This is a genomic window from Saccharothrix sp. NBAS 001 (assembly GCF_056640475.1).
Window position 1 is genome coordinate 5972044 of the sequence record NZ_CM153251.1, and the last position, 26668, is coordinate 5998711.

Below are 26668 nucleotides of genomic sequence, written 5' to 3' on the forward strand. Positions count from 1 at the left end.
TCCCCGTGGCTGCCCGCTACCTCGCCGGCGCGGCGTACGTACAGGTTCTGCCGTCCCTGCGCGGTTTCCAGAAGCAGGTCGGCCGTGACCTGAAGGCCGTCGACGTGCGCGCCGTGGCGACGGTGGTGCCGCAGGTCGACAAGGCGGCTGCGACCAAGGCCGAGGATGACGTCAAGGCGCTCACTGAGCGCCTGGCCAAGGCCAGGGACAAGGAAGCCGACTCGGTCGGCCGGGTGCGGGTCGCCGAGGAGCGCCTAGCGAAGCTGCGCGCCTCGGGCAAGGCCACCGTCGACCAGCTCGCGGTGGCCGAGGAGCGCCTGGCCTCGGCCACGCGCGCGTCCACCCGCGCCCAGTCGGACGCGACCAAAGCCTCCACGGTGCTGGAGGCCGCGCAGAAGCGGCACAAGGCGGCCGTCGAGGAGTTCGAGAAGTCCGCCGAGCGCGGCACCTCGACCCTGGTCCGGTTGTGGCAGCAGGGCGAGGGCGTCGACCGGATGTCCAAGTCGCTGCGCGACGCCCGCCGTGACGCGCTCGCTCTCTCGGTGGGCGCGTACCGGGCGGCGGCAGGGGTGGTGGCGGTCGGGTCGGCGGTCCCGACCGTCACCGCGCTCGGCGGGGCGTTGGCGACGACCTCCGGCGCGGCCCTGCTGGTGCCCGGGGCGCTGGCCACCGGCGGCGTCGCGGTCGCTGCGCTCAAGGTCGGCGTGCTCGGGCTGGGCGATGCTATGAAGGCCGCTGCGGAAGGCGACGCGCAGAAGCTCAATGAGGCGACCGCGAAGCTGGCCAGCCCGGCGCGGGCGCTGGTCGGCGAGTACCTGCGGTTCAAGCCCGCGCTGGCCGAGATCCGGCTGGACACGCAGGCCAGGTTGTTCGCGGACGTCGCCGACGAGGTCCGGCCGCTGGGCGAGACTTACCTGCCCGCCGTGCGCACCGGCCTGGTCGGCATGGCCGGGCAGTGGAACGCGGCGGCGCTCGGCGCGGCCGGGTTCGCTCGCGAGCAGCGCACGATCGATGACCTGCCCCTGATCTTCGACCGGTCCACGGTCGCGGTCGGCAACCTGACCGAGGGGACCCGGCCGTTGCTGGCGGCGCTGCGCGACGTGGTCGCGGTCGGCGCGGTCGTGACCGCCGACGTCACCATGGGGTTCGGCAGCGCCACGGCCGGGCTGGCGGCGTTCGTCGCCGAGGCCCGCGCGTCCGGCCAGCTCGAAGCGTGGATCCGGGGTGGGCTGGACGCGCTGCAGGACCTCGGCGCGGTGGCGGGCAACATCGGCTCGATCGTCGGGGCGGTGTTCGGCGCGGCGTCGCAGGCCGGCGGTGGCGGGCTGCTGGGCACCGTGTACGCAGTGACCGGCGCGGTCGCGGCCCTGCTGCAGTCCGCCGAGGGACAGACCGCGCTGGTGACCCTGTTCCGAACCGTGCACGCGGTGGTCGCCGCGCTGCTGCCGGGCGTCCAGGCCGTGGCGCAGGCGGTGTTCGCCGCAGTCGTGAAGCTGGGTCCGCAGATCCCGGCGCTGGCGGCTGGGTTCTCCGCGGCGGCGATCGCGGTCGCGCCGCTGATCGTGGACCTGGCGTCGCTGGCGTCGCAGATTCTGCCTCCGCTGGCCACCCTGATCGACTGGCTCGCCCCCGCCCTGCCGGTGCTGGCGGCCGGGTTCCTCGCCGGATCGTTGGCGCTGAAGGGCTACGCCATCGTGTCGACCATCATCCGGTGGGTCCAGGCATGGGCGGCGGCCCAGTGGGCGCTCAACGCCGCCATGTCCGCGAACCCGATCGGGATCATCATCGTCGCGATCGCCGCCCTGGTCGCCGGGATCATCTACCTGTGGAACCACAGCGAAGGGTTCCGGAATTTCTGGATCGGGTTGTGGGAGGCCATCCAGTCCGCTGCGGTGTGGGTGTGGGACAACGTCCTCAAGCCCGCGTTCGACGGCATCGTGGTCGCGCTCAAGGCGATCGGCACGGCGGCGTCGTGGCTGTGGGAGTACGTCCTCAAGCCGCTGTTCGACGGGATCAGCCTGGCGGCGCGGATCGCCGCGGCGATCCTGGTCACGGTGTTCGTCGCTCCGGCAGTGCTGGCGTTCAAGGCGATCGCCGTCGTGGCGACCTGGCTGTGGGAGAACGTCCTGAGCCCGGTGTTCTCGGCGATCGGCGAACTGTTCACCTGGCTGTGGCAGAACGTGATCAGCCCGGTCGTGGACTTCATCGTCGCCTACGTCAAGGCATGGGCCGCAGTGCTGGTCTGGTTGTGGCAGTCCGTCGCCGTGCCGGTGTTCGAGGCGATCGGCGCGGTCGTCTCGTGGCTGTGGGGCAGCGTGGTGCAGCCGGTTTTCGGTTACATCGGCGCGGCGGTCGGCGTCCTGGGCGACGCGTTCGCGTGGGCGTGGAACAACTTGATCAAGCCAGCGTGGGATGCGCTCGGCACCGCGATCTCGTGGGTGTGGGAAAACGTGATCCACCCCGTGTTCGACGCGATCTCCTCTGCGGCGGGCGCGGTCGGCTCGGCATTCGGCACGGCCGTGGACGCGATCAAGGCGGCGTGGGATCGGGTGTACGACATCCTGTCCACCCCCATCAAGTGGATCATCGAGGTGGTCTACAACGAGGGCATCCGCGCGGTGTGGAACAAGGTCGCCTCCCTCGTCGGGCTCGGAGAACTGCCGGAACTGTCCTTCAGTCGGGGTTCGCCCACCAGCGGCGGCAAGATGCAGCACATGGCGCACGGCGGCGTGCTGCCCGGCTACGCGCCCGGCCGCGATGTCGTCCCGGTCCTCGCCTCGCCAGGTGAGGGCTGGCTGGTGCCCGAGGCCGTGCGCGGGCTCGGCGCGGGCTTCATCGGCTGGGCCAACAAGTTCTTCTCCGGCGGACGGTCGCAGGGCGGCGCGGGCACCGGCGGCGGACAGCGGTTCGCCGAGGGTGGCGTAGTGCAGCGGTTCGCCGAGGGTGGGGTTGTCGGCACCCTGCTGGGCTGGCTGCCCGGCATCGGCGACACCGTGAAAGCTTTGTGGACCGACCCGGTCGGTTACGTGAAGGCGGCGCTCGGCGGCGCTGGCGAATGGCTCACGCTGCTGGCTCAGACCCCGGCCACGCTCGTGTCCAAGGGCGCCGAGTGGCTGTGGGAGAAGCTGCAGGGCTGGCTGGGTCTGAGCGGCGGCGGCGACTTGGCGTCTTGGATCGCCTCGGCCATCCAGATCACCGGCGTCGGCGCGGACTGGGCACCCCGCCTGCACACGCTGATCATGCGCGAGTCCGGCGGCAATCCCAAGGCGATCAACTTGTGGGACTCCAACGCCCAGGCCGGCTACCCGAGCCAGGGGCTGATGCAGACGATCCCGCAGACCTTCGCCGCCTACCGCGACCCCCGACTGCCCGACGACATCACCCACCCGGTGGCCAACATCGTCGCCGGGATCCGGTACATCCTGGCCCGGTACGGGTCGATCTACAGCGTGCAGCAGTCCGACCCGGGCGCGGCACCCCTGGGCTACGACTCGGGCGGGCTGATCCCGCCGGGCTACTCGACCGTCTACAACGGCACCAGCCGCCCCGAGCGGGTGTTGACCGACGACCAGTGGGACGCGGTCTCCCGCGCGAACAGCCTCGACGGCCTGTCCCTGGCGGGCGCGGTGGTCGAAGTCCGCGACGACGGGCTCATGCACTTCGTGGACGGCCGTATCGAGCGGGCCGGGCACGCCACCGGCACCGCCATCGCGACCCGCAGGAGAGTCTGATGAGCTACGAGCAGCGCACCCACCGGAACTACTTCGCGGGCGTGCTGAGCCTGCAGGCCACGATCTCCGACACGACGCTGTCGAGCCTCGCGTTCGTCGATCTCCCGAACACTTACTCGACCACGTTCTACCTGCCGATCGTGCTGCACAACCCAGCGCTGGGCCTGTACGAGGTCGTGTGGATCACCGGGCACACGACCGCGTCGCAGTCGGTGACCGTAGTGCGCGGCAAGGAAGGCAGCACCGCGCAGGCGTGGCCGGCGCAGACCCAGTTCATCGACGCCGCCAACCAACGCGACTTGTTGTTGCACTCGACGACCAGGGCCGCGCTGCCCGGAGACCCGTACTACGGGCTCCGTTCGCTCATCGGCGACGAGAGCTACGTGGTGGAGCGCACGGTCGCGGGATGGGGGCCCAGTGTCGGGATCTGCACGCCCGCCGACGCCGGGCCGAACCAGTACGCGGTGCAGCCTCCGACCAACTCGGTCATCGTCACCCGGACCGGCCACATCATCGGCACCACCAACGGTTCGGGCCAGATCGCGTTCGTCTACAAGACACCGTTCCCGACCACGACGATCGGGCTCTCGCTCACCTCGACCTTCTCCGCAGCGGGCGGACCGTTCGTCATCCTGGCCACCTCGGCCGCGGGTGCCACGGTCGAGGTCCGCAACGGGTCGTCGGCGGTGTTGAGCGGATCCTGCTCGTTCACCTACATCGCCACCGGGTACTGAGGTGGTCGCCTCCACCGCACTGGGGCGGGTGCCGCTGGCCGGTGACGTGATGCCGGCCCCGCCGCCGTCGCAGTATCCCGTCCCCGACGTGCCAGCGACGTTCACCTACGGCTCGCAGACCGCGCTGCGCGGGTTGACACGGCTGGGAGTGGCGGGTGCCGGGGCGCAGGCCACCTATCCCGGCGGCGGAATCCTGCTGACCCCGCTGCCTGACCGGGGTGTCATGCGGGTCCAGGCGTGGTGGCCCGACGCACCCGGCCTGCAGCTGATCCGGATCACACCCGACGGCGCGCGGACCCCGGTTCGCAGCGGCTATCCCGTCACGGCGACCGTTGCGACGCGCACGAACTGGTGCGCCAATCCCGGCGTCGAGGTGGCGTCGACCGGCTACTCGGTGACCGACGGCAGCGCGACGCTCGCACGGGTTGCCGACGGAGCGGAGGGAGCCTGGTCGCTGCGGGCCACCGCAACGTCCGCCGGGCCGGTCGGGATCGGCGTGCCGCACAGCATGCCCGTCGCCCCCGGCGCGACCGTGGCAGTCGCGCTGCGACTGTCCGCCGCGGCCAGCTCGGTCACGCTGTCCGTTGCCTACACCAACAGCGCGGGTGGCGCGCTGACCACGCAGACGGTCACGCTGACCGCCGACCAGATCAACGCCTCGGTCACGCTGTGGGCGCGGCACGTGATGACCGCCGTCGCCCCTGTCGGGGCCGCCGCCGTGGGCGTGATCAAGCTCGTGGCGGCCGGGATGCCCCTCGCTGGCACGATGGACCTGGACGCGGTCGTCGTCGAGCAGGGAGCCACCGACGGCGTGTGGTTCGGCGGCGACTCGTTCGGCGGGACGTGGACCGGCACCACCGGCCTGTCGACCAGCCGGCTCGCGCCGATCCTCACCGTCGACGACGGCGAGTGCCCGCTGGACACCGCAGTCACCTACCAGGCGTACAACCCCAGCCTGGTCGGCGGCCGGGTGACCTCCGAACAGGCCGTGCTCGACGGTGCCGGCCGCACGTGGCTGACCCACCCGGTCCGCCCCGACTCGCCGATCACCGTGGACCTGCGCGTGGTGCCGACGCTGGAGCACGAAGTCGACCAGGGCGTGTTCTACCCCCTGGACTCCCCGTACGCGGTGGTCGTGTCGGCGCAGACGCGACGCGCGGCCACCGGCGACATCAGGTTCAACGCCATCAGCGCCGCCGAGAAGCAGGCGCTGGAGAGGGCGTTCGCGGACCTGCAGCCGGTGCTGCTGCGCACCCCCGACGACGTCCACTACCCGGACCAGTGGATCGCGCTGGGCAAGCTCACCATCGACCCCGAGGGCCGCAAGGCATGGCAGGACGCATGGCTGCTGTCCGCGCCGTTCTGGGAGACCGGCGTCCCCGACGCGGCGTTGTACGCCACCGCGTAGGAGGTCGCCGATGTGGCCGCTGAGCAGCCCCGCGCGCACGGCCCTGACCCAGACCCACAGCATCGCCGTGCGCGCCACCGCCTACGGCCCGTACGGCACGCGGCAGATCCCGGTCGCGGGCGGATCGGTCACCTCCGACGCGGGATCACAGACCCGCCGCACCGCCACGCTGGAAACCGACCTGGCCCTGTGGTCGGTCGACCCGCGTTCGGTGATCGGGGTGTACGGCACGGAGATCCAGGTCGACTACGGCATCGTCATCCCCGGCGTGACCGAACCGGAGTGGATACCGGTGATCCGCGGCCTCGTGACCCGAGCACCCCGCCGACGCCCGATGCCTTCCTCGGGCACGATGTCGCTGTCGCTGGTCGACCGGTCGGCCAGGGTGGCGGAGGACCGACTGCTCGCGCCCGGACAGACGGTGTCCGGAGCGACGGTGGTCACCGAGATCCGCCGGCTGATCCAGGAAACGCTGGGCACCGACGTCCTCGTCACCGACCTCACCGGCTCCAGCCAGGTCGCGCCCCGTCTGGAGATCGAGCAGGAACGCTGGGCCGACGGCGTCGAGAAGCTCGGTGATGCGCTCGGTGCGGAGGTGTACTTCGACCCGGAGGGCAGCGGGGTCATCCGCTACCAGCCGACCCTGGCCGACAACCCGCTGTGGGTCGTCGACTCCGGGGCCGGCGGGATCCTGATCGAACGCGACGACGACCAATCTCGCGAGGGCGTGTACAGCGGGGTGGTGGCGCGCGGGGAGCGCACCGACGGCACCGCGCCGGTGACCGCGACGGTGTGGGACACCGACCCTGCCAGCCCCACCTACTACCTCGGGCCGTTTGGCAAGAAGACCCGTATCTACAGCAGTCCGCTGCTGACCACGATCGGCCAGTGCCAGACCACCGCCGCCGCGCTGCTCGCGCGCACGCGAGGCGGGGACGCCGCTGTGACCCTGTCGACGATCGTGAACCCCGCGCTGGAGGCTGGTGATGTCGTCGTGGTCCGGGACCAGGGCACCGTGCAGACCCACATCGTGGACCGTGTGGTCACGCCTCTGTCGCCGTCTGGCGCACAGACTCTGGACACTCGCTCGCTGGCTGCGGGGTGACGTGGTGGCCAACCCCGAGGACGCGATCGAGCAGCGCCTGACCGAGCTGCGGGACGGGCTGCTGCGGGTCGGGACGGTCACCGGCACCGCCGTCGGCGGCAAGGTCGTCCTGACCATCGACGGCCAGTCCCGCACCCTCCCGCGCCTGACCGCATACACCCCGGTCGTCGGCCACGTGGTGCTGGTGCTGTGCATCAAGCCGGGCGCATGGTTCGTGCTTGGCACCCCCGCTCTGTCGTGAAAGGACACTCGTGGACAGGTTGGACGAGATCAGCCAGTTGGCGACCACCCGCTCGTTCGTCGAACGGGTGCAGGCGGCAATGGTGAAGGCGGCCGTGGCGGTGGGGGCGGAGAGCGAGGACGGTTCGCCGCGTGGCCAGCTGCGTCGGTCGCTGTCGGTGCGGGTGCTGGAGCAGTCGGACGCCTGGGCGCCGCGGTTCGCGTGGGCCGTGGCGACGAACCCGGTCATCACGCACGACAGCAGTGCGAACGACATCGAGTTCACGACGAACAGCATGTGGGACGCGTTCGCCGGGGCGGCACCGCCCGCGCCGTAGGAGGGTTTGCGGTTGTGCTTCACCACCTGGTCGGGCAGGTCGGTGGAATCTCGATCATCCACCACTGACCCTCGGGGGTGCCTTGTGCCCAGAGCGCTGCAGATCGCGCTGCTGTGGATCATCAGCCTGGCGTGGGTCGCGAACCTCGTCATCGCCTACCTCGCCCCGGAGTTGACCCAGCCGGTCGTCAACGCCCCGTTCATGATCGTCGCCGCAATCTTGTTCCGGCAGCTGCGCCGCCAGCGCCCGGAGGACCGCGACGACCAGTCCGCCGGCGATGTGCTCGACGACGCCCGCCGCGTGGTCGGGGACCTGATCGCCGGCGAACGCGACCCGGGTTCGGGTGATGACTCGTGAACTCCTGCATCTACACCCTGCACTCGATCGCGTGGGCAATGTTCGGCGTGATCGTCGGCGTGCTGCTGGACCGCGCCGTGCTGGACCTGCGACGGATCGCCCGCCGCGCAACCAAACCCGAGGGGGCAGAGCCAGTGGAGCCGACCCGGCAGACCGCGCGCAGGCGGTTCGGCGCGGCGGTCGTGCCCGCCGTCCTCATCGTCCTGGCGATCGTCACCACCGTGAAGAGCGTGGCTGACAACCGTACGAACGCCGCACAGGACGCCGAGACGCTGCGCGTCCAGCAGTGCCAGCTGGCCTACGCCAACGGGTTCGCCGACGCCCTGGACGCGCGGAGCAAGGCCAACGCCGAGGCGCAGCAGGCGCTGGACGACCTGATGACCAAGATCGGCCAGCTCACCGCCGCTCCCTCGGCGGACAACGGGGTCCGGTTCCAGGCCGCGCTCGCGGACTACCTGTCCAAGCGCGCCCAGGCCAAGGAGCAGCAGACACAGAACCCCTACCCCCCTGCTCCGCGCGACCTGTGCCGATGACCCCGGATACCAGCGTGAGGTGACCATGCGCATCATCGGACCGCCCAGTTCCACCCGCGAGGGCGTCCTGTCGCGACTCGGTACGGCCACCGTGCTGTTCCGCGAGCAGATGGTCCCCGCACTGTGGCAGGCCGGCATCGACTACGGCATCGACCCGGTCGGCGTCATAGCCCAGTCCTACAAAGAGACCGGCGGCGGCGCGTACGGCGGCCGGGTGCGGCCGGAGAGCTACAACACCTGCGGTCTCAAGATCCGCCATCAGGCGATGTACCCAGGCGTGACCGACGGGGACAACCCACTGGCGCACGCGCTGTTCGCGTCCTGGGATGTCGGCGCGACCGCGCACGTACAGCACCTGCGCGCGTACGCGGGCTGGCCGGTCGCCGGGCTTGTGATCGACCCGCGCTACTGGCTCGTGATCGGCCGCCACAGGTGCGAGGCGTTCGAGGAGCTGGGCGGGAAGTGGGCGCCCTCCGCCACGTACGGCACCGAACTCGTCACCATCGCCAACCGCCTCCGACAGTAGAGAGGTGCCCAATGGCCCCCTACTCCAGCGCCCGACCGGGCACGCCGTGGTTCGTCACGATCCACACCGGTGAGGGCATCCTCAACCGCAACGACATGGCCGCCTTCCTCGACAACAACAGCGGCGCGTCCGCGCACGCCGCGTCCGATGCCGGTGGTGTGGCGGCGCCGCTGGTGCCCTACGACCGCGCCGCCTGGACCGCAGGCGGAACCGCGAACTCATGGGGGCTGCACATCGAACTGTGTGCCTTCGCGCACATGACCCGCGAACAGTGGCTGTCCGAACAGGACATCACCCTGTGGGTGCCGTGGGTCAACGGCAACCGCACGGTCCGGTCCCCGATGACCATGCTGCGCCACACCGCCGCATGGGTCCGGGACCGCTGCGACCAGTACGGCATCACCGTCCGCAAGGTCGGTGCCGCAGACCTGCGTGCCGACGTCGACGGGATCTGCGGGCACGCCGACACCAGCGCCGCTTGGCGGGAGACCGACCACACCGACCCGGGGCGGAACTTCCCCTGGGACGTGTTCATCAACCTGGTCGCCGGCCAGGAATCCGCCAAGGGAGACGACATGCTCAAGGACGAATCCATCAGGCTCTGGGACGGCACGTGGGTGCTCGCGTCCCAGGCCCTGGCCAGCGCGCAGGGCATGGCGAAGGACGCCCGAGAGGCGTCGATGGCCAACGCCGTCGCCCTCGCCTCCATCCAGGCCCAGGTGGCCGGGATCGCCACGGACGGCGACGTCACCCCCGAGCGGCTCGCCGAACTCACCCGTGAGGCCGCGTCGTCCGCCGCCGCCGAGCAGGTCCCGGCGATCGTCGCCGGCCTGGAGGAGGGCATCAAGGGCCTCGTCGAGGAAGCCCTGGGCCGCGTGCGCGACACGGACAACCTGGACGAGGCCAAGCGGACCGTCGACGAACTGCTGGAGCGGATCGGCACCCTCGTGCCGTCCACCGGAGAGGCGACCCGATGAGCTACATGAAGCTGTGGTGGGCGATCCTCGGCGCGATCGCGTTCGGCCTGCAGGGCGCGCTCACCGACGGCGGCCTGTCCGTCGAGGAAGGCATCGTCGTCGGCGCGGCAGCGCTCAACGCCGTCGGCACCTGGCTGATTCCCAACACCCCGTTGCTGGCCACCGCAAAAACCTGGGTCAACGCCTTGGTGCTGGGCGCTGGCGCGGTGATCCCGCTGCTGCCCGGCGGGATCTCCTCACAGGAGGTGTGGACGATCGTCATCGCGGTCGGCACCGCCGCCGGGGTGCTCGGCATCCCGAACCAGCCGAAGGCAGCAAGGCTCGGTGGGGACGGCTCGTACGACGTGAGCACTCTGCCCCGCACCCCGTAGGACTGCCGCACTTCCGTCCGGCAGCACGACGCCCCCGCTCTCGGCTCCGGCCGGGCGCGGGGGCGCTTCGTCGTCGGTCAGGCAGGCAGCGGGCCCTTGAACGACAGCCGGTTCTGCGTCGGCTGCTGGTCGATGTTCGCGTACGTCTCGATCACCAGCTCCTTGCCGTCGGTCGGCACCCGGAACCGCCGCTGCAGTTCGGCGGACTCGCCTGGCAGCAGCTTCGGGGGGAGTTCCGAGCCGAGGTCCACCGGCGGAGCCTCGGTCTGGCCCACCCGCCCGGAGAAGGACAGCGCCGCCGTCCCGGCCGCATTGTTGGTGATCTTGAGGGGGATCAGCACGTACCGCGTGCCGGGCTTGTCGGTCGGGGTCGGGTCCGCGACCGGAGTGCCGAGCTGGATGTCGACCTGGGTGGACGTGCCCTTGTCACCCCACGTCAGGATCTTCGGCGCGGCCGAGGTCGTGGTGGTGGCGGCGGGTTGCGGAGTGGACGCCGGCGGCGGAGTCGAGCTGGCCGTCTGGGAGGGGCTGCTGGTGCACGCCGTAGTGGCCAACACGACGGCGGCGAGTATCGCGATACGCATGACGTGTGTGTCGCGCCGCGCCGCCCGGACTGTTACGCCGGTCACCCGGCCGGGCACAATGTACGGGCGGGGGCTGGTCTGGTGGTTGTTCGCGCTTCCCAGGAGACCAGTCCCCGTCCGAACCGTCACGCGGCGCCGTGGAACCGATCCAGGGCTGCTGCCGCCGCCGGGTTCGCCGTGTCCTTCGCCATGTACACGTCCTGGGTCATTGACGGGCGTGCGTGCCGCAGGATCGCCGCCACCTCGCGTGCCGTGTGCCCGGCCCGGTCCAGCGCGGTCGCGACCGTGCGCCGGCCGACGTGGGTGGTGAAGGTCGGATAGCCGATCCGCTCCCGCAATCGCCGGACCGACCGCTGGACGTTCGACGGGTGTCGCCAGCCGCCGACCGACGACGGAAACACTGGCGTGTCCGGTCCCGCATCGGCAGGCTGGCGGAACTGCAGCAGCATCACGAGGAACTCGGGGAGCACGACCGTGCCGCGGGAGGACTCGGTCTTGCCGCCATGACGCACGATGCCGCGCCCGCGGACCCCGACGAGGTTGCCGTTGAACCACACCCCGTGCGCCGGGATCTGAACGAAGTCCCCATCCTCGTCTTCCACGTCGACCGGCTCGTCGGTCAGGTTGAGGTCCCTCCAGCGCAGCGCCAGCGCCTCACCGAACCGAGCGCCGGTCCCGAACAGAAACCGGATCACATCGCACAGGTCGCCGCGCCGGGCGGTCTTGTCCGCGTCGACTTTGGCGAGGAAGTCGACGAGTTGCTGGGCGTTGTAGGAGACCTTCTTCTTGCGGCGACCGCTGGAGGTGATGCGGGACATGTTCCGCACCGGGTTCTTGTCGACCAGTTCGAGGTCGACCGCTTCCTGGAGAACGCCTGAAATCACGGTGCGGATCCCGCGGAGCGTCCCCGCTTCCAGGCCGGTCCGCTCCATGGCGTCGATGGCTTGCTTGAGGCGGCCGGGCGTGCACTCGCGGATGAACAGCCGGCCGAGTGCGGGGATGACGTGGTTGTCGAGGCGGCCCCGGTACCGGTCGACGGTCGTCGCCGCGCGGCGACGCTCGACGCCGGCCATCCAAACCTTGGCCACCTCACCGAAGCGGGAGTCGCCGGTCAGGATGGTGCCGTTGGCGTTGAGGCGTTCGATGAGCGCCTTTTTCAGGTTCGCCTCGGCCTTCTTGCTGGTGGGGCCGACGCGCTCCATCTGTCTGGTGTGGCCGTCTGCCGCGCGGTAGCGGGCTGCGGCCTTGTAGTTCGTGGGCTCGGCCCCATCCGGGACCTCGCGGAGTGGCATCCAGGTGCCGTCGACCTGGGCCGAGTGGTAGATGTCGCCGAAGGTGCCGATCTCCAGTGGTTCCCTGGCCATGCGCCCCACCCCTGTTCCGCCAAAGCGTTGGGTTTCCGTTGGGTACGATCATGGTAAGAGCGCCGCAGCTTGATCGCCATGGGCGGTGACCTGCTAGTTCTGGTGCCCCCGGTCAGAGTCGAACTGACACTGGACGGATTTTGAGTCCGCTGCCTCTGCCGGTTGGGCTACGGGGGCCAGTGAGACTGCACTCTACTGGATCAGGTGGGCGGACTGCCGCGTACCCCTCGGCCGCAGCCGACCGTCCGGTCCGACGCCGAGCGGGCCCCGCGCGGGTGCCGCGGTGGCGGGCGGGCGCGCGGCGGGAGCCGCGTTACGAGCGGACCAGGCGGGCGATCGCGGCCGACGCCTCGGCGAGCTTGTCCTCCGCCACCTGGCCGCCTTCCGCGGCGGCCTGCGCGACGCAGTGCTTGAGGTGTTCGTCCAGCAGGCCCAGGGAGACGGCCTGCAACGCCTTCGTGGCGGCCGAGATCTGGGTCAGCACGTCGATGCAGTACTCGTCGTTCTCGACCATGCGCTGGAGGCCGCGGACCTGTCCTTCGATGCGGCGCAGGCGCTTGAGGTAAGCGTCCTTGTCCGCCGTGTAACCGTGCATCGCTCCCGACCTTCCCTACCCCGGGCGGGTACCCGACCTCCAGGATAGGCCACCCGACCGGGTGTGACCGGCACCACGTGTGACGCCGAAGGCGGCCCTCACATTTCGGTGCCGGCGGTTTAGCCCGCGAAATGACCCGTCCGGGGGCATCGGACACATTTTCGCGACGAAAGGTTAGGCGATATTCCTTCCGTGCACTATGGTGTCGTCCGAAGCGTGTGGTGCAGATACAAGTTGACGGCAACACGCGCTATGCGAGCACACACGGAGGAACAGTGGCACAGCAGACCGTCGTCCAACTCATCGACGACCTCGACGGCAGCGAAGCCGCCGAGACCGTGACCTTCGCCTTGGACGGTGTGGAGTACTCCATCGACCTCTCCAAGGACAATGCGGACAAGCTCCGCGAGTCCCTGGCCGACTTCGTCGCCAAGGCGCGCCGCGCGGGCGGCCGCAAGCAGCGCAAGGGCACCGGCAAGAGCACGGTAAAGGCTGGTGACAAGGCCCAGGCGCAGGCCATTCGGGACTGGGCGCGGGCGCAGGGGCACCAGATCTCGGACCGCGGCCGCATTCCCCAGGGCCTGGTCGTGCAGTTCCAGGAAGCCCACGCCTCCTGAGCCGCGCCGGGCGTTTTCCCCTGCGGCGCAACCGTGCCCGCCGCAGGGGACAACACCGGAAACCGCAGGTCAGGGGTTTCACTCCCGGCCCGGAAACCCGGTACCGAGCAGTCTCAGCAGGGCGGTCGCCTTGACCGCCGTCTCCTCGAATTCCGCGGCCGGGTCGGACAGCGCGATGACCGCGCCCCCCACGCCGAAACTCACCTTGTCCCGGTCCACCACCAGCGTCCTGATGACGATGCTGAAGTCGGCCGTTCCGGACAGTGAGAAGTAACCGAGCGCACCCGAGTAGACACCACGCGGCCCGGCTTCCAGCCCGTCGATGATCTGCATTGTCCGGATCTTGGGCGCCCCCGTCATCGACCCGCCGGGGAACGCCGCCCTAACAGCCGACACCGCGCCGCCGCCGCGCCGAAGTCTCGCCCGAACGGTGCTGACGAGCTGGTGCACCGTCGCGTAGCTCTCCACCTCGAAGATCCTGGGCACCTCGACGCTGCCCACTTCCGCGCAATGGCCCAGATCATTGCGGACCAGGTCCACGATCATCAGGTTCTCGGCCCGGTCCTTCGCGCTGGTCGCCAAGGCCGTGCGCAAAGCCCGGTCCGCCCCGGGGGTCGCCCCGCGCGGCCGGGTGCCCTTGATTGGCTCGGATTCGACGACACCCTCCCGGTCGATCCGGATGAACCGCTCGGGTGAAGTGCTGAGCACCGAGAGCGCGTCGAAACGGAGCAACGCCCCGAACGGTGCCGGGCTTTCCGCGCGCAGGAACCGGTACGCCTCCCACGGGTCGACCCGGCCCCGCCAGGTGACCGCGTTCGTCAGGCACACCTCATAGCTCTCGCCCGCCGTGATGGCCTCTTGGCAGGCCGCGACGAGTTTCAGGTATTGCGCCCGGTTGTGCCGGAGCTGAACGCACTGCGCGGCGGCCCCTAAAACAGGCGGCGGAGGGTCATCGCCGACACGGGTGAGCAACGCCGCCGTTCGGTCCAACCACCCGTCCGCGTCGGTGAGCGTCAACAGATGTACGCACCGCTCCACATGGTCGAAGACGAGCGCCCGATCGGCGAACACGAACGCGGCATCCGGTTGCTCCGAACGGTGCGCGGACTCACCGCCGCATTCCGCTTTCAACTCGTAGCCGAGGTACCCGACCCACCCGAGGTGGAACTCGAACGGGACGTCCGGCACGGCCACCCGGTTGGCCGCCAGGTCCGCCGCCAACCAGTCGAACAACGGCCCCTCGAACTCCTCGTCGCCGACCGTCACCCGCCCGGTCCACACGTCGTACTTCGCGACCCGCGCCAGCGGCCCGCCGGCGTCGCCCATGACCGAGAACCGGCCCCGGTGCCCCTGCTGGGCGCTGTCGAGCCAGAACGCGTCGGCAGAGGCCCCGTAGAGCGCCGCGAACACCCGTTCCGGTGGCGGGTGGACGTCCACCCGCCGCACGATCACCTGCCGCTCAGGGGCCGGCACAGCCGCCGGCACCACCGGGTCGGCCGCGCCGGACGACCCGCCGCTCAGGTCGCGGAAGTTGGCCAGCAGCTCGTGGCCGTACCCGGTGCACACCGACTCGGGGTGGAACTGCACGCCCCACGCGGGCCGGGTGCGGTCCCGCACGCCCATGAGCACGCCGTCGGACGCCGACCAGGCCACGGCCTCCAGCGACGGCGGCAGGTCGGTGACGGCCAGCGAGTGGTAGCGCACCACGGGCAGCGGCGAGGGCAGCCCGGCGAACAGGTCGGTGCCCGTGTGCCGCACCTGGTCGACCACCCCGTGCCGGGGCTCGACCAGGTCGACCGTCGCGCCGTGCGCGAGGCAGAGCCCCTGGTGCCCGAGGCAGACGCCGAGCAGCGGGAGGTCGCCGTGGTCGATGACGGCGCGGCACAGGCCGAAGTCGGCGGGGTTGTGCGGGCGGCCGGGACCGGGTGAGAGCACCACGTTGTCGAACCGGCGCAAATCGGACATCCGGAACCGGGGGTCGTCGTTCGCGACGACGACCGGTTCCCGCCCGTTCACCTGTGCGAGGTAGTGGAACAGGTTGAACGTGAACGAGTCGTAGTTGTCGATCAGCAGGGTCCGCATGGCAACACAGCACGGTACCTGCCGAAACACCCGGATGGAGTACTCCGGGTGGAGCACCCCGGAGAGGCCGGACACACCCCCGGCCCCTCCGGTCCGCCCGACTCAGTCCAGGTGGAACCTCGGGTCGGTGGCGAGCGCCGCCAGCGCGTCCCGGGTGAACACCTGGCCGTCCAGCGCCGGCAGGCCGGAGCGCCGGAACTCGGCGGCCTGCCCGACGAACACCAGCGTCCCGTCGTCGTACTGGTGGATCACCAGCTCGTCGAGGTCGGACTCCAGGTCGGGCCGCGACGTGACGTGGCCGACCTTCTTGCCGCCCACGTCCAGCACCTGGCAGGAGCCCTTGATCGGCCAGGCGGCGGCGACCGCGCCGCACGGCGAGCCGTCCGACGCCTTCTTCGTGCCCTTGGTGGCGACCTGGATCCACAGTCGGCCCACGCCCGACGAGCCCTCCCGGACCACGGGGGTGCTCGCCATGTACTCCCAGACCTGCTTGTCGCCGTCGTAGTAGTCGGCGAACTGCGACTGGCTGGAACGCAGCGGCCCGAACCACTGGTCGCCGACCGGCTGCCGGTCCACCGCCTGGAACGTCGCCGGGAGCGACGAGCCCAGGTCGTTGAGCAACGTCACGGACTTCTCCGCGCGCGGCCCCCTGGTCGCGGTCCGGTCCTCCTGCCCGTCCGGCCACGACGTCTCGGTCGCCCGCCCGGTCCCGCTCGGCGACCCCGACCCGGGCGGCCGCCCGGTGGTGCCGGGGAACCCGGACGGCCCGGGGGTGACCGACACCCCCGGCCGCACCGGCCCCGGGTCGGACGACTGCCCGCCCGCCTGGATCACCGCGCCACCGGACCCGCCGGTGAGCTGCGGCACCAGCACCGTGCCGACGGTGATCGCCACCACGGCCAGGCCCGCCACCGCGGCGCCCCAGGTCGCCGTGCGCCTGCGCCGGGCGGATCGGCCGGCCGCCAGCGCGGCGGCGGGGCTCATCGGAGGCGGCGGGCTGCTCGCCACCATCGCGTCGCGAAACGCGCGCTTCAGCTCGTCCTCGTCCATCACACCATTTCTCCCTGCTGCGGGGTGATCAGGCCGCGCAGCGTCTGCAGCCCCCGCGCGGCCTGGCTCTTGACGGTTCCCTCGGAACAGTCCAACGCCCTGGCGGTCTCCTCGACCGACAGGTCTTCCCAGTACCGCAGGACCAGGACCGCGCGTTGCCTCGGCGGCACCTTGGCCAGTGCGTCGAGCAGCACCAGCCGGTCCTCCGCCGATCCCCGACCGACACCGGCGGCCTCCGGTGTCGAGTCGCTCACGCGTTCCCGCTTGAACCAGCCCCGGCGCAGTTCGGACACGAACGTCCGGACCAGCGTCTGCCGGGTGTAGGCGTCGAGTGCCTCGTGCCGGTTGATCCGCGCCCACGCCACGTAGATCTTGGCGAACGTGGCCTGGACCAGGTCCTCCGCACGGTGCCAGTCGTGGCACAGCAGGTACGCCGTGCCGCGCATGGCCTCGGACCGCGCCGCGAAGTACTCGGCGAACGCGGCGTCCCGATCACTCATCTGTCTCCCCCATCCCGCGGTACCGGGTAAGTCACGCCGGCAGCGGCCCGGACGGTTGCACGCCGGCACGATATTTCGTGGGCCGCGCCGGGTCGATCGAGAGCCGGTCGGTCCGGGGCGAGGAAGCCTCCGATGACCACACGTACGACGTGGGTCGGGCATCGGACGCGAAGCACCTGGTCGACGCGGGCGCTGACGCCGCCGGTGAGACCGAGCGGGTGGTGGAGGGCGTCAAGCGTGACCCGAAGCGCCGGCAGACCAGGCCGGGCAAGGGGAAGTGGTGTTGGAGTCGGCGCTCCCCGAGCGGGAATCCCCGGCGTCGATCGACTACCAGGGCGACGTCCGGGAGTTCCCGACTGATGCCGAGGTGCCCTTGGCCGACGTCCGCGCGGCCGTGCACGAGTTCGTCACGACCGGCGGCCGATCGGCGGCCGTGCACTGGCGAACCGACGCCTGACCTACCGACCAGCCGACACCGCCCGGATCGCCTTCCGCACGATGCCGGTCGCGGTACCGGGCTGGTCACGCCGGCAGAGGCCCGGACGGTTGCACGGGTCCGCCGCGTTTCATGGAGACTTGGCACCACACCACTGGGAGGCAGCAAGTTGTTCGTCGTGCTGTTCGCCGTCGTCATGGGCGCGGTCCACTACTACGTGTGGCGGCGCGCGGTCCGCGACACGACTCTGCCCGGTCGGGCGCGGCAGGTCGGCACCGGCGTCGTGATCGGGCTGTTCGTGCTGCTGGTGGCCGGTCTGGTGCTGAACACCGCGATCCTGGCGTGGCCCGGCTACCTCTGGTTGGCCTGCGCGTTCTACCTGGCGTTGCTGTTCGGGCTGATGGAGGTCCCGCGCGCCCTGCTCAACCGCGCCGCCCGCCGCCGCTCCACGCCCGTCACGGCCACCGCACCCGTCCCGACGACCGCGCCCGAGCCGCCCGAGCCGGCCGGGACGTCCGGGCACGCGGACGCCGTCGCCACGCTGGAACCCGCCGGGCCCGCCACGCCGCACGACCAGAGCCGCAGGCTGTTCATCGCGCGGTCGCTGGCCGCGGTCGGCGGGGTCGCCGCGGCGGGTGTCGTCGGCTACGGCGCGACGCAGGCGCTGGGCGACCCGCTGGTGAAGCGGGTGCCCATCACGCTGGGCAAGCTCGACCCGAAGCTCTCCGGCTACCGCATCGCGGTGGTCAGCGACATCCACCTGGGCCCGCTGCTGGGCCGCGCGCACACCGAGCGCATCGTCCGGATGATCAACGAGCAGCAGGCCGACCTGGTGGCGATCGTCGGCGACCTGGTGGACGGCACGGTCGAGGAGCTGGGCGAGGCGGCGGCACCGCTGCGTGACCTGGTGAGCACGCACGGCTCGTTCTTCGTCACCGGCAACCACGAGTACTACTCGGGTGTGGAGCCGTGGGTGACCGAACTCGACCGGCTCGGCGTGCACCCGCTGCGCAACGAGCGGCTGCGCGTGGAACGGGCCGGGGCGGCGTTCGACCTCGCCGGCGTGAACGACGTCACGGGCCGGGACTTCGACGGCGGCCCGGACTTCGCGCGGGCGCTGGACGGGCGCGACCGGAGCAACCCGGTGGTCCTGCTGGCGCACCAACCGGTGCAGGCGCGCGAGGCCGCCGGGCACGGCGTGGACCTCCAGCTCTCCGGCCACACGCACGGCGGCCAGATGTTCCCGTTCCACCTCGTTGTCGGCTTGCAGCAACCCGTTCGCAGTGGTCTGGACACTGTCGACGGGACCCAGGTGTACACCAGCAACGGTGCCGGTTTCTGGGGTCCGCCGGTCCGCGTGGGGGCTCCGCCGGACATCACGTTGGTGGAGCTGCATCACAACTTCGCCGGCTGATAGAGCGTTCTTCACCGAAACCGCCTAGAGTGGACGGCCGTGCCAGCACGCGGTTGCGGAGGGGGACCCCTAGCGAGATGAAGACGAGCTTTGCCGGCCAACGGCTCCACCACGAGGCAACAGCTCGTATTCGTCGTTTCCTGGACCATGAGCAACCCGCGACGCCGTGCCTGGTCATCGACCTGCCCACGGTGCGCGACCGGTTCGCTGCGATCCGCGACGCCCTGCCCGACGTGGGGATTTTCTACGCGGTGAAGGCGAATCCGGCGCCCGAGGTGGTCGAGCTGCTGGCCGCCGAGGGGTCGAGCTTCGACGTCGCCAGCCCCAACGAGATCGACCTGTGCCTGGCGCGGGGCGCGCGACCGGAGACGATCTCCTACAGCAACCCCATCAAGAAGGCCAGGGACATCGCCTACGCGCACGGTCGCGGGGTGCGGCTGTTCGTGTCGGACAGCGAGCAGGACGTGCGGGCGCTGGCCGAGCACGCGCCGGGCTCGTCGGTGATGCTCCGGATCTTGGTGAACACCAACAGTTCCACCTACCCGTTCGGGAAGAAGTTCGGCTGCGCGCCGGAAATGGCGGCGGATCTCCTGCGCCTGGCGCGGGAGCTGGGTCTGGTGCCGCTGGGCGTGGCGTTCCATGCCGGGTCCCAGCAGCTCGACCCGACCGGGTGGGACGCGGCGATCGCCGACGCCGCCGAGGTGACCGCGAAGCTGCGGGCCGAGGGCGTCGAGCTGTCAACGGTGAACCTGGGCGGTGGTCTGCCCGCGGGCTACCTGGATCCGTTGCCGCCGCTGGCCGACTACGCCGCCGCCATCACCGCGTCGATCGCCCGGCACTTCGGGGAGTTCGCGCCGAAGGTGATGATCGAGCCGGGCCGCGCGGTCGTGGCCGAGTCCGGGGTGCTGCGCTCCGAGGTCGTGCTGGTGTCGCGGAAGTCCTATTCGGACGAACGGCGCTGGGTGTTCCTCGACATCGGCCGCTACGGCGGGCTCGCGGAGACCGAGGGCGAGGCGATCGCCTACCCGTTGCGGACCAGCCGCGACGGCGGGCCCACCGGGCCCGTGGTGATCGCCGGACCGACGTGCGACGCGGACGACGTGCTGTACCAGAACACGTGTTACGACCTGCCGCTGGAACTTCGGGCGGGCGACCACGTCGACCTGCTGTGCGCCGGGGCGTACACCGCCAGCTACTCCTCCGTGGCCTTCAACGGTTTCGAGCCGTTGGCCACCTACTGCGTGCGATGAGCACGCTCCTGTCTGTAAGACGCAAGACCCCTCCTCAAGATGTTTGGAGTGATTGATGTCCGAACTCCCGTGCGAAACCGAGCCGGTTGGCTTGTTCGCAGGACAGCACGTACTCGCCGAACTCGAAGGCGTGAGCCCGGAACTGCTGGACGACGAGCAGTTCCTGCGACACGCCCTAGGCGAAGCCCTCACCCAGGCCGATGCCACGGTGTTGGAGGTGGTCTCCAAGCAGTTCGAGCCGCAAGGGGTCACCGTGTTGGCCCTGTTGTCGGAGTCGCACGCGTCCATCCACACGTATCCGGAAGTCGGAGCGGTGTTCGTGGACGTGTTCACTTGCGGCACGCGCGCCAAACCCGCGCTCGCGGTGCAGTTGCTGGCCACTGCGCTGGGAGCTGCGTCCGCACGGACGGACATGATCAGCCGGGGCACTCGGGTCCCCGCGCTCGTAGGCGAGGAGAAGGCGTGATCCGCGAACCGCTCGCGGCCGGTTTGACCCGGCTCTGGGACGTCGAGGACGTGGTGGTCGACACCCAGACGAAGTTCCAGCACCTGGTGATCGCGCGCACCGGCCAGGGCTTGTCGCTGTTCTGCGACGACGACCGGCAGAGCACCGAGTTCAGCCAGCTGACCTACCACGAGGCGCTGATGGTCCCGGCGCTGCTGCTCGCCGACCGCGTCGACCGGGTGCTGGTCATCGGGTCGAGCGAGGGCGTGGTGTGCCAGATGGCGGTCGCGGCCGGCGCGTCGGTGGTCGACCACATCGACATCGACGAAGAAGCCGTGAAGCTGTGCGCGGAGCACCTGCCCTACGGCTACACGCCGCGGGAGCTGGCCTCGGCCGAGCAGGGCGAGGGCGCGATCCGCGTGCGCTACACCGACGGCTGGGAGCACATCCGCACCACCTCCGAGCGCTACGACATCGTCCTGGTGGACCTGCCGGACGAGCGCGAGGAGGAGGCGCAGCACAACCGCCTGTACGGCGAGGAGTTCCTGCGCATGTGCAAGGCGCTGCTCACGCCGGGTGGCGTGGTGGTGACGCAGGCCGGGTGCCAGACCATGTGGCGCAACGGCACGCTGATCCGCTCCTGGCAGCGGTTCAACGACGTGTTCGGCACGGTCGCGTACTACGGCTCGGACGAGCACGAGTGGGCGTACCTGTTCGGCCGCGCCGACGAGGTGGCCGACCCGACCGCGCTGATGACCGAGCGCCTGGCCGGCTGCGGCTACCGGCCCGAGACGATCGACGACCTGGCCCTGCTGGGCAACTCGATCCCGCCGTACCTGGTGCGGCAGTCCCTGGCCTGACCGGTCCGCGAGAGGCCCGTTTCCGTTGCCGGGCAACGGAAACGGGCCTCTTGCCGTGACCGGGTCACAGCGCCGGGCGCGGCCGGGTCGTCCCGGCGGCGGTGACGCCGGCCGTCAGCCCAGCGAGCGCTTGAGGAAGTCCACCTGCAACAGCAGGAGGTTCTCGGCCACCTGCTCCTGCGGTGTCATGTGGGTCACGCCCGACAGCGGCAGCACGGTGTGCGGGCGTCCCGCCGCCAGCAGCGCCGACGAGAGCCGGAGCGTGTGCGCGGCCACCACGTTGTCGTCCGCCAGCCCGTGCACGATCATCAACGGCCGCTCCAGCTTCGACGCGTCCGCGATGAGCGAGTTCGCGTCGTACACCTCGGGCTTCTCGTCCGGGTGCCCGAGGTACCGCTCGGTGTAGTGGGTGTCGTAGAGCCGCCAGTCGGTGACCGGCGCGCCCGCGATGCCGGCGTGGAACACGTCCGGCCGCCGCAGCACCGCCAGCGCCGACAGGTACCCGCCGTAGGACCAGCCCCGGATCGCCACCCGGCCCAGGTCCAGGTCGTCCTCCCGCGCCGCGACGGCGTGCAGGGCGTCGACCTGGTCCTCCAGCGTGGCGCCGGCGAAGTCGAACGCGATCGCCCGCTCCCACTCCGGGCCCCGGCCGGGTGTGCCGCGCCCGTCCACCACGAGGACCGCGAAACCCTGGTCCGCCAACCACTGCGACGCCAGGTAGGCGTTGCGGGCGCTGAGCACGCGCTGCGCGTGCGGCCCGCCGTACGGGTCGAGCAGGACGGGCAGCTTCTCGCCCTTCACGTGCCCGGCGGGCAGCAGCAGCGCCGCGCGCAGCCCGCGCTCACCCACGGTCAGCAGCCGCACGTCCGGCGTGAGCACCGGGGTCTCCGCGAACGAGCCGATCGTGCCGCCGCCGGTCACCGTGACCTTCGGCCCGAAGTGCCCGAGACCGCTGGAGGACAGCACCACCACGTCGCCGCCGCGCGCGACCCCGTGCACACCGTCCTCAGTGGACAGTCGGTGGACGCCGTCGGCGGTGACCCGGTACACGTGCACCTGGGTGGGGTCGTCGGTGGACGCGGTCACCAGCACGTCGTCGGCCACCTCGACCACCGAGCGCACCTGGAAGCCGTCCGGCGTCCACACCCGCCCGCCCACCACGAGCCGGTTCGCGCCGTCCAGCGGCACCACCCGGGCCAGCTCGCCGTCCGGCATCCAGCGCGGCGAGCCGGGCACGACCTCGACCCAGTGCGGGTCGGTGTCCGCGGCGACCACCTCGACGCCGTCCGGGCCGGCCGCGAGCACCTCCACCCGGCGCTGGTCGCGCGACTGGACCTGGAGCAGCGGCCGGCCGTGCGCCGACCAGTTCGCGGTGTTCAGGTAGGGCAGCGCCGCCCGGTCCCACGTCACGAACTCGCGGCTGCCGTCGAGGCCCAGGATCGCGACCTGGACGTCCGCGTTGGGGGTGCCGGCGGCCGGGTAGGCGATCTCGGCGGCCGGGGTGCCCGGGTTCGCCGGGTCGGCGATGTACCAGCGGTGCACCGGGCGGTTGTCGACCCGCGCGGCCAGCACGTGCTCGCCGTCCGGGGAGAACCAGTAGCCGCGGTGGCGGCCCATCTCCTCGGCGGCGATGAACTCCGCCAGGCCCCACGTCACGTCGTCCGCGTCCGGTTCGGCGAGCACCACGTCGTTGCCCGATTCGAGGTCCACCACGTGCAGCGCGCCCGCCACGACGTAGCCGACCTTGCGCCCGGTCGGGTCCAGCCGGGGGTCGACGACGCTGCCGCCCACCGGCAGCTCGCGCACCGCGCCGGACGCCAGGTCGGCCACGAACAGCCGCCCGGACAGCGCGAACGCGGCCTGCGCGACGTCCGCGTCCACCGCGTAGGACACGATGCCGGTGGCCTGCTCACGGCTGCGCTCGCGGCGCGCCCGCTCCTCCGGGGACAGATCCTCGGGGTCGGTGAGCAGGGAGGCCGCGTCGACCAGGAGCCGCTCGGTCCCGGTGGCGGTGTCGTAGGCCCACAGGCAGTTCGCGCGGCTCGTGGCCGACGCGGTCCGCAGGAAGTAGACCCGGCTGCCGTCGGGTGCGACGGTGAAGTTGCGCGGCGCACCGAGGGTGAACCGCTGGCTGCGCGCTTGCTGGCGCGGGAAGGAGATCTCGTTGCCCACGGTGACACCTTATGGCCTCACCACCGGGTGACCCGGCCGCTACGTGCAGCGACCGGGCCACCGCCGCGGCTACCCGGCCTTCGGCGGCAGCGGGAAGAACCCGCTGGTCCGCCGCACGTAGTCGGCGTACCCCGGACGCCGCTGCGCGATGTCCTTCTCCAGCAACGGCTTCCCGCTGCCCTTGGCGAGCAGGAAGGTCATCAGCAGCGGGCTGACCGCCAGCACCAGGCCCCACGGCGCGGCGCAGGCGAACAGGAACAGCCCCCACCACACGCACGCGTCGCCGAAGTAGTTGGGGTGGCGGGTGTAGCGCCACAGGCCCTGGTCCATGACCTGGCCCTTGTTCGCCGGGTCGGCCTTGAAGCGTTCGAGCTGGTGGTCGCCGATCGCCTCGAACGCGAACCCGACCAGCCACACCGCCACGCCCAGGTAGTCCAGCACGCCGAACTCCGCCGTCAGGTGCGCGGCGAACTGCACCGGCAGCGAGACGACCAGCATGATCGCGGCCTGGAGCAGGTAGACCCGGTACATCTTGGCCAGCGGGTTGCCCTTGGCCCGCGCGTACATGTCCACGTACCGCTGGTCCTCGGGCTTCTTGCGGTTGCGGGAGTGGATGTGCCACCCCAGCCGCACGCCCCACACCACCGTCAGCACCGCGACGACCAGCGCCCGCGCCGAGTGCGCCGACAGCGCGTAGGTCAGCGCCGCGATCACCGCGAAGCCCGGCCCCCAGAACGAGTCGACCAGGTCGAACCGCTTGCGCGACGCGGCGTAGCCGAACAGCGCCGTCACCAGGACGACGACGGCGACCGCCGACCACAGGACGTTCCAGCCGAAGTTCACGCCCACTCCCGAGTCCTGGGCAGCCCGCTCCCGCCGCGCGGGCCGGGCCGGACCGCGAGCACCTGGTCCACACCCATCCGGCCCTCCTCGAACGTCAGCGCGCCACCGGCCAGGTACAGCCGCCACACCCGCGCCTGGCCTTCGCCGACCAGGGCGACCGCCTCGGCCCAGCGGCGTTCGAGCGTCTCGGCCCACGCGCGGACGGTCCAAACGTAGTGCTCGCGCAGCGCGTGCACATCCCGGACCTCGAAGCCCGCCCCTTCCAGGTGCGCCAGGGTCCGGCTGACCGGGCGCATGTGCATGTCCGGTGCCACGTAGGACTCGATGAACGCGCCGCCGCCGGGCGCGTTGGCACCGCGCGACATCTGCTGCAGCAGCAGCCGCCCGCCCGGCTTGAGCACCCGGTGCAGCACGGCGGCGTAGCGGGGGTAGTTCTCCTCGCCGACGTGCTCGCCCATCTCGATCGTGGAGACGGCGTCGAACGGCGGGTCGGCGATCTCCCGGTAGTCCTGGAGCCGCACGGTGACCAGGTCGGCCAGGCCCTCGCGCTCGATCCGGGACTCGATGTGCGCCTTCTGCTGCGCCGAGATCGTCACGCCGGTCGCCCGCACGCCGAAGTGCTTGGCGGCGTGGACGATCATCGAACCCCACCCGCAGCCCACGTCCAGCAGGCGCATCCCCGGCTCCAGCCCGAGCTTGCGGCACACCAGGTCCAGTTTGGCGTGCTGCGCCTCGGCGACCGTGGCGTCCGGTGAGGTGAAGTACCCGCACGAGTACGCCATGCTCGGGTCGAGCACCAACTGGTAGAACGCGTTGCTCAGGTCGTAGTGGTGGGCGATGGCGTCCCGGTCCCGGTCGCGGGTGTGCCGCCGGCCGGACAGCCGGGCCTCCTCGCCGGGCGGCGCGGGCCTCGGTCCGAGCACGCCCAGCGCGGCCGCCGTGCGCACCGCGCCGAGCACGTCCAGCGCCTTCGGCTTGGTCAGCCTCCCCTGCCGCGCCAGCTCCCAGAACCGGACCAGCCCGTCGGTCAGGTCACCGTCCACGTCCAACTCCCCCGCGACGTACGCGCGGGACAGGCCCAGCTCGTCGGGGTTCCACAGCAGCCGGCGCAGGGCGCGGCGGGACCTGATCACGGCCACCGGGCCGTCCTGCGGGCCGGCCGTGCTGCCGTCCCACGCGCGCAGCCCGATGGGCAGCGGCGCACCCAGCAGACGCTCCACGACGGCGGCGAGCCGCCCGGCCACTCCGGCGGTTGCGACGACCACGAGTCTCCTCCTCACACCTCTGGTACCCGACGTTCGCACGCCACCCCTGTCTTGGTTCGACCCGCCGTCCGGCGCTGAACCGGCCCTCCGGGGTGGCCGTAGTCGTGGGTGGAGCGATCGACGGACCGAGGAGGAGTTGAGCGTGATCCGACGAAACCGCATCGCCATCGCCGTCGCGGGCGGCATGGCTGCCGTGCTCGCGCTGGTCGTGTGGAGTTCGAACGCCGTGGGCCTCCAGGGCACCACCGTGGCGCAGACCGGTCAGGTGGGCGCGGCGGCGCAGGCCGCCTACGACGACGCCCCCGCCGCGACACCCTCGGCGACCACGTCGCAGACCCCGGCGGACCCGGTCGCCGAGACGCCGGCGGACGTGCCGCAGGGGCAGGCCGCGCCCGCGCCGGCCGGGTCGTCGGTCACCCTGGTCGCCAAGAGCGTGCCGAAGATGGGCGACGTCGTGCAGGACGGCGACGGGCGCACCCTCTACCGGTTCGACAAGGACTCGCCGAACCCGCCGAGGTCCAACTGCGAGGGCAAGTGCGCCGAGACCTGGCCGCCGCTGCTGGCGGCCGGCACGCCGAAGCTGGAGGGCGTGGACCAGGCCCTGGTCGGCACGGTCAAGCGCGCGGACGGCACCGAGCAGGTCACGCTGGCCGGGTGGGCGCTCTACACCTACTCCAAGGACGAGGCCCCCGGCCAGTGGAAGGGCCAGGGCGTGGGCGGCACGTGGTTCGTCGTCCAGCCCAGCGGCAAGCGCAACGTCGAGTGCCTGCCGCCCGGCGTGCAGGCCCCCGCCGCCTAGCAAGACCCTCCGCGCCGACCGAAGTGCCACCCCCCGATGCACGTGATCCCCGGCCTGGGGTTGGGCCGGGGATCACGTGTCGGGCGGGAAACC

At 71.3% G+C, this 26668-nt stretch carries 27 protein-coding genes and 1 tRNA gene; 18 read left to right on the forward strand and 10 right to left on the reverse strand.

Annotated elements, in window-relative coordinates; all coding sequences use genetic code 11:
- The first annotated feature begins 5 nt into the window (after nucleotides 1–5).
- From AC0HI0_RS25305 to AC0HI0_RS25355, 11 genes are all read left to right on the forward strand, one after another.
- Nucleotides 6–3731 carry a transglycosylase SLT domain-containing protein gene (locus tag AC0HI0_RS25305; RefSeq protein WP_480925996.1) on the forward strand — a complete coding sequence of 1242 codons (3726 nt, stop codon included), beginning with the start codon at nucleotides 6–8 and terminating at the stop codon, nucleotides 3729–3731.
- A complete protein-coding gene (locus AC0HI0_RS25310; protein ID WP_480925997.1) occupies nucleotides 3731–4465 on the forward strand; it encodes a hypothetical protein in 735 nt (244 codons plus the stop codon). Before AC0HI0_RS25305 ends, AC0HI0_RS25310 begins: the two co-directional genes overlap by 1 nt.
- A gap of 1 nt (nucleotide 4466) precedes the next feature.
- On the forward strand, nucleotides 4467–5873 hold the full coding sequence (locus AC0HI0_RS25315; protein WP_480925998.1) for a hypothetical protein: 1407 nt from the start codon (nucleotides 4467–4469) through the stop codon (nucleotides 5871–5873).
- A 10-nt stretch (nucleotides 5874–5883) separates the two neighbouring features.
- Entirely contained in the window at nucleotides 5884–6978 is a 1095-nt protein-coding gene (locus AC0HI0_RS25320; protein ID WP_480925999.1) for a DUF5047 domain-containing protein, read from the forward strand.
- 4 nt (nucleotides 6979–6982) lie between these two features.
- A complete protein-coding gene (locus AC0HI0_RS25325; RefSeq protein WP_480926000.1) occupies nucleotides 6983–7219 on the forward strand; it encodes a hypothetical protein in 237 nt (78 codons plus the stop codon).
- 10 nt (nucleotides 7220–7229) lie between these two features.
- Nucleotides 7230–7535 carry a hypothetical protein gene (locus AC0HI0_RS25330; RefSeq protein ID WP_480926001.1) on the forward strand — a complete coding sequence of 102 codons (306 nt, stop codon included), beginning with the start codon at nucleotides 7230–7232 and terminating at the stop codon, nucleotides 7533–7535.
- Between the two features lie 84 nt (nucleotides 7536–7619).
- A complete protein-coding gene (locus tag AC0HI0_RS25335) occupies nucleotides 7620–7892 on the forward strand; it encodes a hypothetical protein (protein ID WP_480926002.1) in 273 nt (90 codons plus the stop codon).
- Entirely contained in the window at nucleotides 7889–8425 is a 537-nt protein-coding gene (locus AC0HI0_RS25340; protein WP_480926003.1) for a hypothetical protein, read from the forward strand. The genes AC0HI0_RS25335 and AC0HI0_RS25340 overlap by 4 nt, the downstream gene beginning before the upstream one ends.
- Before the next feature lie 25 nt (nucleotides 8426–8450).
- Nucleotides 8451–8951 carry a hypothetical protein gene (locus AC0HI0_RS25345; RefSeq protein ID WP_480926004.1) on the forward strand — a complete coding sequence of 167 codons (501 nt, stop codon included), beginning with the start codon at nucleotides 8451–8453 and terminating at the stop codon, nucleotides 8949–8951.
- 11 nt (nucleotides 8952–8962) lie between these two features.
- Nucleotides 8963–9928 carry an N-acetylmuramoyl-L-alanine amidase gene (locus AC0HI0_RS25350; protein ID WP_480926005.1) on the forward strand — a complete coding sequence of 322 codons (966 nt, stop codon included), beginning with the start codon at nucleotides 8963–8965 and terminating at the stop codon, nucleotides 9926–9928.
- Nucleotides 9925–10299 carry a hypothetical protein gene (locus tag AC0HI0_RS25355; protein ID WP_480926006.1) on the forward strand — a complete coding sequence of 125 codons (375 nt, stop codon included), beginning with the start codon at nucleotides 9925–9927 and terminating at the stop codon, nucleotides 10297–10299. The genes AC0HI0_RS25350 and AC0HI0_RS25355 overlap by 4 nt, the downstream gene beginning before the upstream one ends.
- A gap of 77 nt (nucleotides 10300–10376) precedes the next feature.
- Here AC0HI0_RS25355 and AC0HI0_RS25360 read toward each other — a convergent pair whose 3' ends face one another.
- From AC0HI0_RS25360 to AC0HI0_RS25375, 4 genes are all read right to left on the reverse strand, one after another.
- A complete protein-coding gene (locus AC0HI0_RS25360; protein ID WP_480926007.1) occupies nucleotides 10377–10883 on the reverse strand; it encodes a hypothetical protein in 507 nt (168 codons plus the stop codon).
- Nucleotides 10884–11008: 125 nt separating this feature from the next.
- Complete coding sequence (locus AC0HI0_RS25365; RefSeq protein ID WP_480926008.1) at nucleotides 11009–12247, reverse strand: site-specific integrase; 1239 nt, start codon at nucleotides 12245–12247, stop codon at nucleotides 11009–11011.
- Nucleotides 12248–12347: 100 nt separating this feature from the next.
- Nucleotides 12348–12424: transfer RNA gene (locus tag AC0HI0_RS25370), tRNA-Leu, on the reverse strand.
- A gap of 136 nt (nucleotides 12425–12560) precedes the next feature.
- Nucleotides 12561–12842 carry a metal-sensitive transcriptional regulator gene (locus AC0HI0_RS25375; protein ID WP_480926009.1) on the reverse strand — a complete coding sequence of 94 codons (282 nt, stop codon included), beginning with the start codon at nucleotides 12840–12842 and terminating at the stop codon, nucleotides 12561–12563.
- 275 nt (nucleotides 12843–13117) lie between these two features.
- Here AC0HI0_RS25375 and AC0HI0_RS25380 point away from each other — a divergent pair, with 275 nt between their 5' ends.
- Nucleotides 13118–13459 (forward strand): histone-like nucleoid-structuring protein Lsr2, encoded by a 342-nt coding sequence (locus AC0HI0_RS25380; RefSeq protein ID WP_015104119.1) that lies wholly within the window; start codon nucleotides 13118–13120, stop codon nucleotides 13457–13459.
- Nucleotides 13460–13537: 78 nt separating this feature from the next.
- Here the strand turns inward: AC0HI0_RS25380 and pabB are convergent, their stop codons facing one another.
- The 3 genes from pabB to AC0HI0_RS25395 form a co-directional block, all read right to left on the reverse strand.
- Nucleotides 13538–15541: an aminodeoxychorismate synthase component I gene (pabB, locus tag AC0HI0_RS25385; RefSeq protein WP_480926010.1), complete on the reverse strand. Its 2004-nt coding sequence runs from the start codon at nucleotides 15539–15541 to the stop codon at nucleotides 13538–13540.
- A gap of 102 nt (nucleotides 15542–15643) precedes the next feature.
- Nucleotides 15644–16594 (reverse strand): hypothetical protein, encoded by a 951-nt coding sequence (locus AC0HI0_RS25390; protein ID WP_480926011.1) that lies wholly within the window; start codon nucleotides 16592–16594, stop codon nucleotides 15644–15646.
- Entirely contained in the window at nucleotides 16591–17091 is a 501-nt protein-coding gene (locus AC0HI0_RS25395; RefSeq protein WP_480926012.1) for a SigE family RNA polymerase sigma factor, read from the reverse strand. Before AC0HI0_RS25395 ends, AC0HI0_RS25390 begins: the two co-directional genes overlap by 4 nt.
- 280 nt (nucleotides 17092–17371) lie before the next feature.
- Between AC0HI0_RS25395 and AC0HI0_RS25400 the strand changes: the two genes are divergently transcribed.
- The 5 genes from AC0HI0_RS25400 (at nucleotide 17372) to AC0HI0_RS25420 (ending at nucleotide 21496) form a co-directional block, all read left to right on the forward strand.
- On the forward strand, nucleotides 17372–17548 hold the full coding sequence (locus AC0HI0_RS25400) for an Imm1 family immunity protein (protein WP_480926013.1): 177 nt from the start codon (nucleotides 17372–17374) through the stop codon (nucleotides 17546–17548).
- A 157-nt stretch (nucleotides 17549–17705) separates the two neighbouring features.
- The gene (locus AC0HI0_RS25405; RefSeq protein ID WP_480934380.1) at nucleotides 17706–18941 is read left to right on the forward strand and encodes a metallophosphoesterase; all 1236 of its coding nucleotides are present in this window, start codon (nucleotides 17706–17708) and stop codon (nucleotides 18939–18941) included.
- A gap of 77 nt (nucleotides 18942–19018) precedes the next feature.
- Nucleotides 19019–20191, forward strand: a complete 1173-nt coding sequence (locus AC0HI0_RS25410) for a type III PLP-dependent enzyme (protein ID WP_480926014.1) — start codon at nucleotides 19019–19021, stop codon at nucleotides 20189–20191.
- A 55-nt stretch (nucleotides 20192–20246) separates the two neighbouring features.
- Nucleotides 20247–20657: an adenosylmethionine decarboxylase gene (speD, locus tag AC0HI0_RS25415; RefSeq protein ID WP_480926015.1), complete on the forward strand. Its 411-nt coding sequence runs from the start codon at nucleotides 20247–20249 to the stop codon at nucleotides 20655–20657.
- Nucleotides 20654–21496 carry a spermidine synthase gene (locus AC0HI0_RS25420; protein ID WP_480926016.1) on the forward strand — a complete coding sequence of 281 codons (843 nt, stop codon included), beginning with the start codon at nucleotides 20654–20656 and terminating at the stop codon, nucleotides 21494–21496. The genes speD and AC0HI0_RS25420 overlap by 4 nt, the downstream gene beginning before the upstream one ends.
- Nucleotides 21497–21610: 114 nt before the next feature.
- Here the strand turns inward: AC0HI0_RS25420 and AC0HI0_RS25425 are convergent, their stop codons facing one another.
- The 3 genes from AC0HI0_RS25425 to AC0HI0_RS25435 all read right to left on the reverse strand — a co-directional run bounded on the left by AC0HI0_RS25425 (nucleotide 21611) and on the right by AC0HI0_RS25435 (nucleotide 25776).
- Nucleotides 21611–23668 (reverse strand): S9 family peptidase, encoded by a 2058-nt coding sequence (locus tag AC0HI0_RS25425; RefSeq protein ID WP_480926017.1) that lies wholly within the window; start codon nucleotides 23666–23668, stop codon nucleotides 21611–21613.
- Between the two features lie 69 nt (nucleotides 23669–23737).
- Complete coding sequence (locus AC0HI0_RS25430; protein WP_480926018.1) at nucleotides 23738–24511, reverse strand: DUF1295 domain-containing protein; 774 nt, start codon at nucleotides 24509–24511, stop codon at nucleotides 23738–23740.
- Nucleotides 24508–25776, reverse strand: a complete 1269-nt coding sequence (locus AC0HI0_RS25435; protein ID WP_480926019.1) for a class I SAM-dependent methyltransferase — start codon at nucleotides 25774–25776, stop codon at nucleotides 24508–24510. The genes AC0HI0_RS25430 and AC0HI0_RS25435 overlap by 4 nt, the downstream gene beginning before the upstream one ends.
- Before the next feature lie 142 nt (nucleotides 25777–25918).
- Between AC0HI0_RS25435 and AC0HI0_RS25440 the strand changes: the two genes are divergently transcribed.
- Nucleotides 25919–26575, forward strand: coding sequence for a COG4315 family predicted lipoprotein (locus tag AC0HI0_RS25440; protein WP_480926020.1), 657 nt, complete (start codon nucleotides 25919–25921; stop codon nucleotides 26573–26575).
- Nucleotides 26576–26668: the final 93 nt, after the last annotated feature.

Bases quoted from the DNA above. Each gene is read 5' to 3' on its own strand.
- AC0HI0_RS25310 (WP_480925997.1), top strand. From the start codon at position 3,731: ATGAGCTACGAGCAGCGCACCCACCGGAACTACTTCGCGGGCGTGCTG.
- AC0HI0_RS25320 (WP_480925999.1), top strand. From the start codon at position 5,884: ATGTGGCCGCTGAGCAGCCCCGCGCGCACGGCCCTGACCCAGACCCAC.
- AC0HI0_RS25345 (WP_480926004.1), top strand. From the start codon at position 8,451: ATGCGCATCATCGGACCGCCCAGTTCCACCCGCGAGGGCGTCCTGTCG.
- AC0HI0_RS25350 (WP_480926005.1), top strand. From the start codon at position 8,963: ATGGCCCCCTACTCCAGCGCCCGACCGGGCACGCCGTGGTTCGTCACG.
- AC0HI0_RS25355 (WP_480926006.1), top strand. From the start codon at position 9,925: ATGAGCTACATGAAGCTGTGGTGGGCGATCCTCGGCGCGATCGCGTTC.
- AC0HI0_RS25360 (WP_480926007.1), bottom strand. From the start codon at position 10,883: ATGCGTATCGCGATACTCGCCGCCGTCGTGTTGGCCACTACGGCGTGC.
- AC0HI0_RS25365 (WP_480926008.1), bottom strand. From the start codon at position 12,247: ATGGCCAGGGAACCACTGGAGATCGGCACCTTCGGCGACATCTACCAC.
- AC0HI0_RS25375 (WP_480926009.1), bottom strand. From the start codon at position 12,842: ATGCACGGTTACACGGCGGACAAGGACGCTTACCTCAAGCGCCTGCGC.
- pabB (WP_480926010.1), bottom strand. From the start codon at position 15,541: ATGCGGACCCTGCTGATCGACAACTACGACTCGTTCACGTTCAACCTG.
- AC0HI0_RS25395 (WP_480926012.1), bottom strand. From the start codon at position 17,091: ATGAGTGATCGGGACGCCGCGTTCGCCGAGTACTTCGCGGCGCGGTCC.
- AC0HI0_RS25410 (WP_480926014.1), top strand. From the start codon at position 19,019: ATGAAGACGAGCTTTGCCGGCCAACGGCTCCACCACGAGGCAACAGCT.
- speD (WP_480926015.1), top strand. From the start codon at position 20,247: ATGTCCGAACTCCCGTGCGAAACCGAGCCGGTTGGCTTGTTCGCAGGA.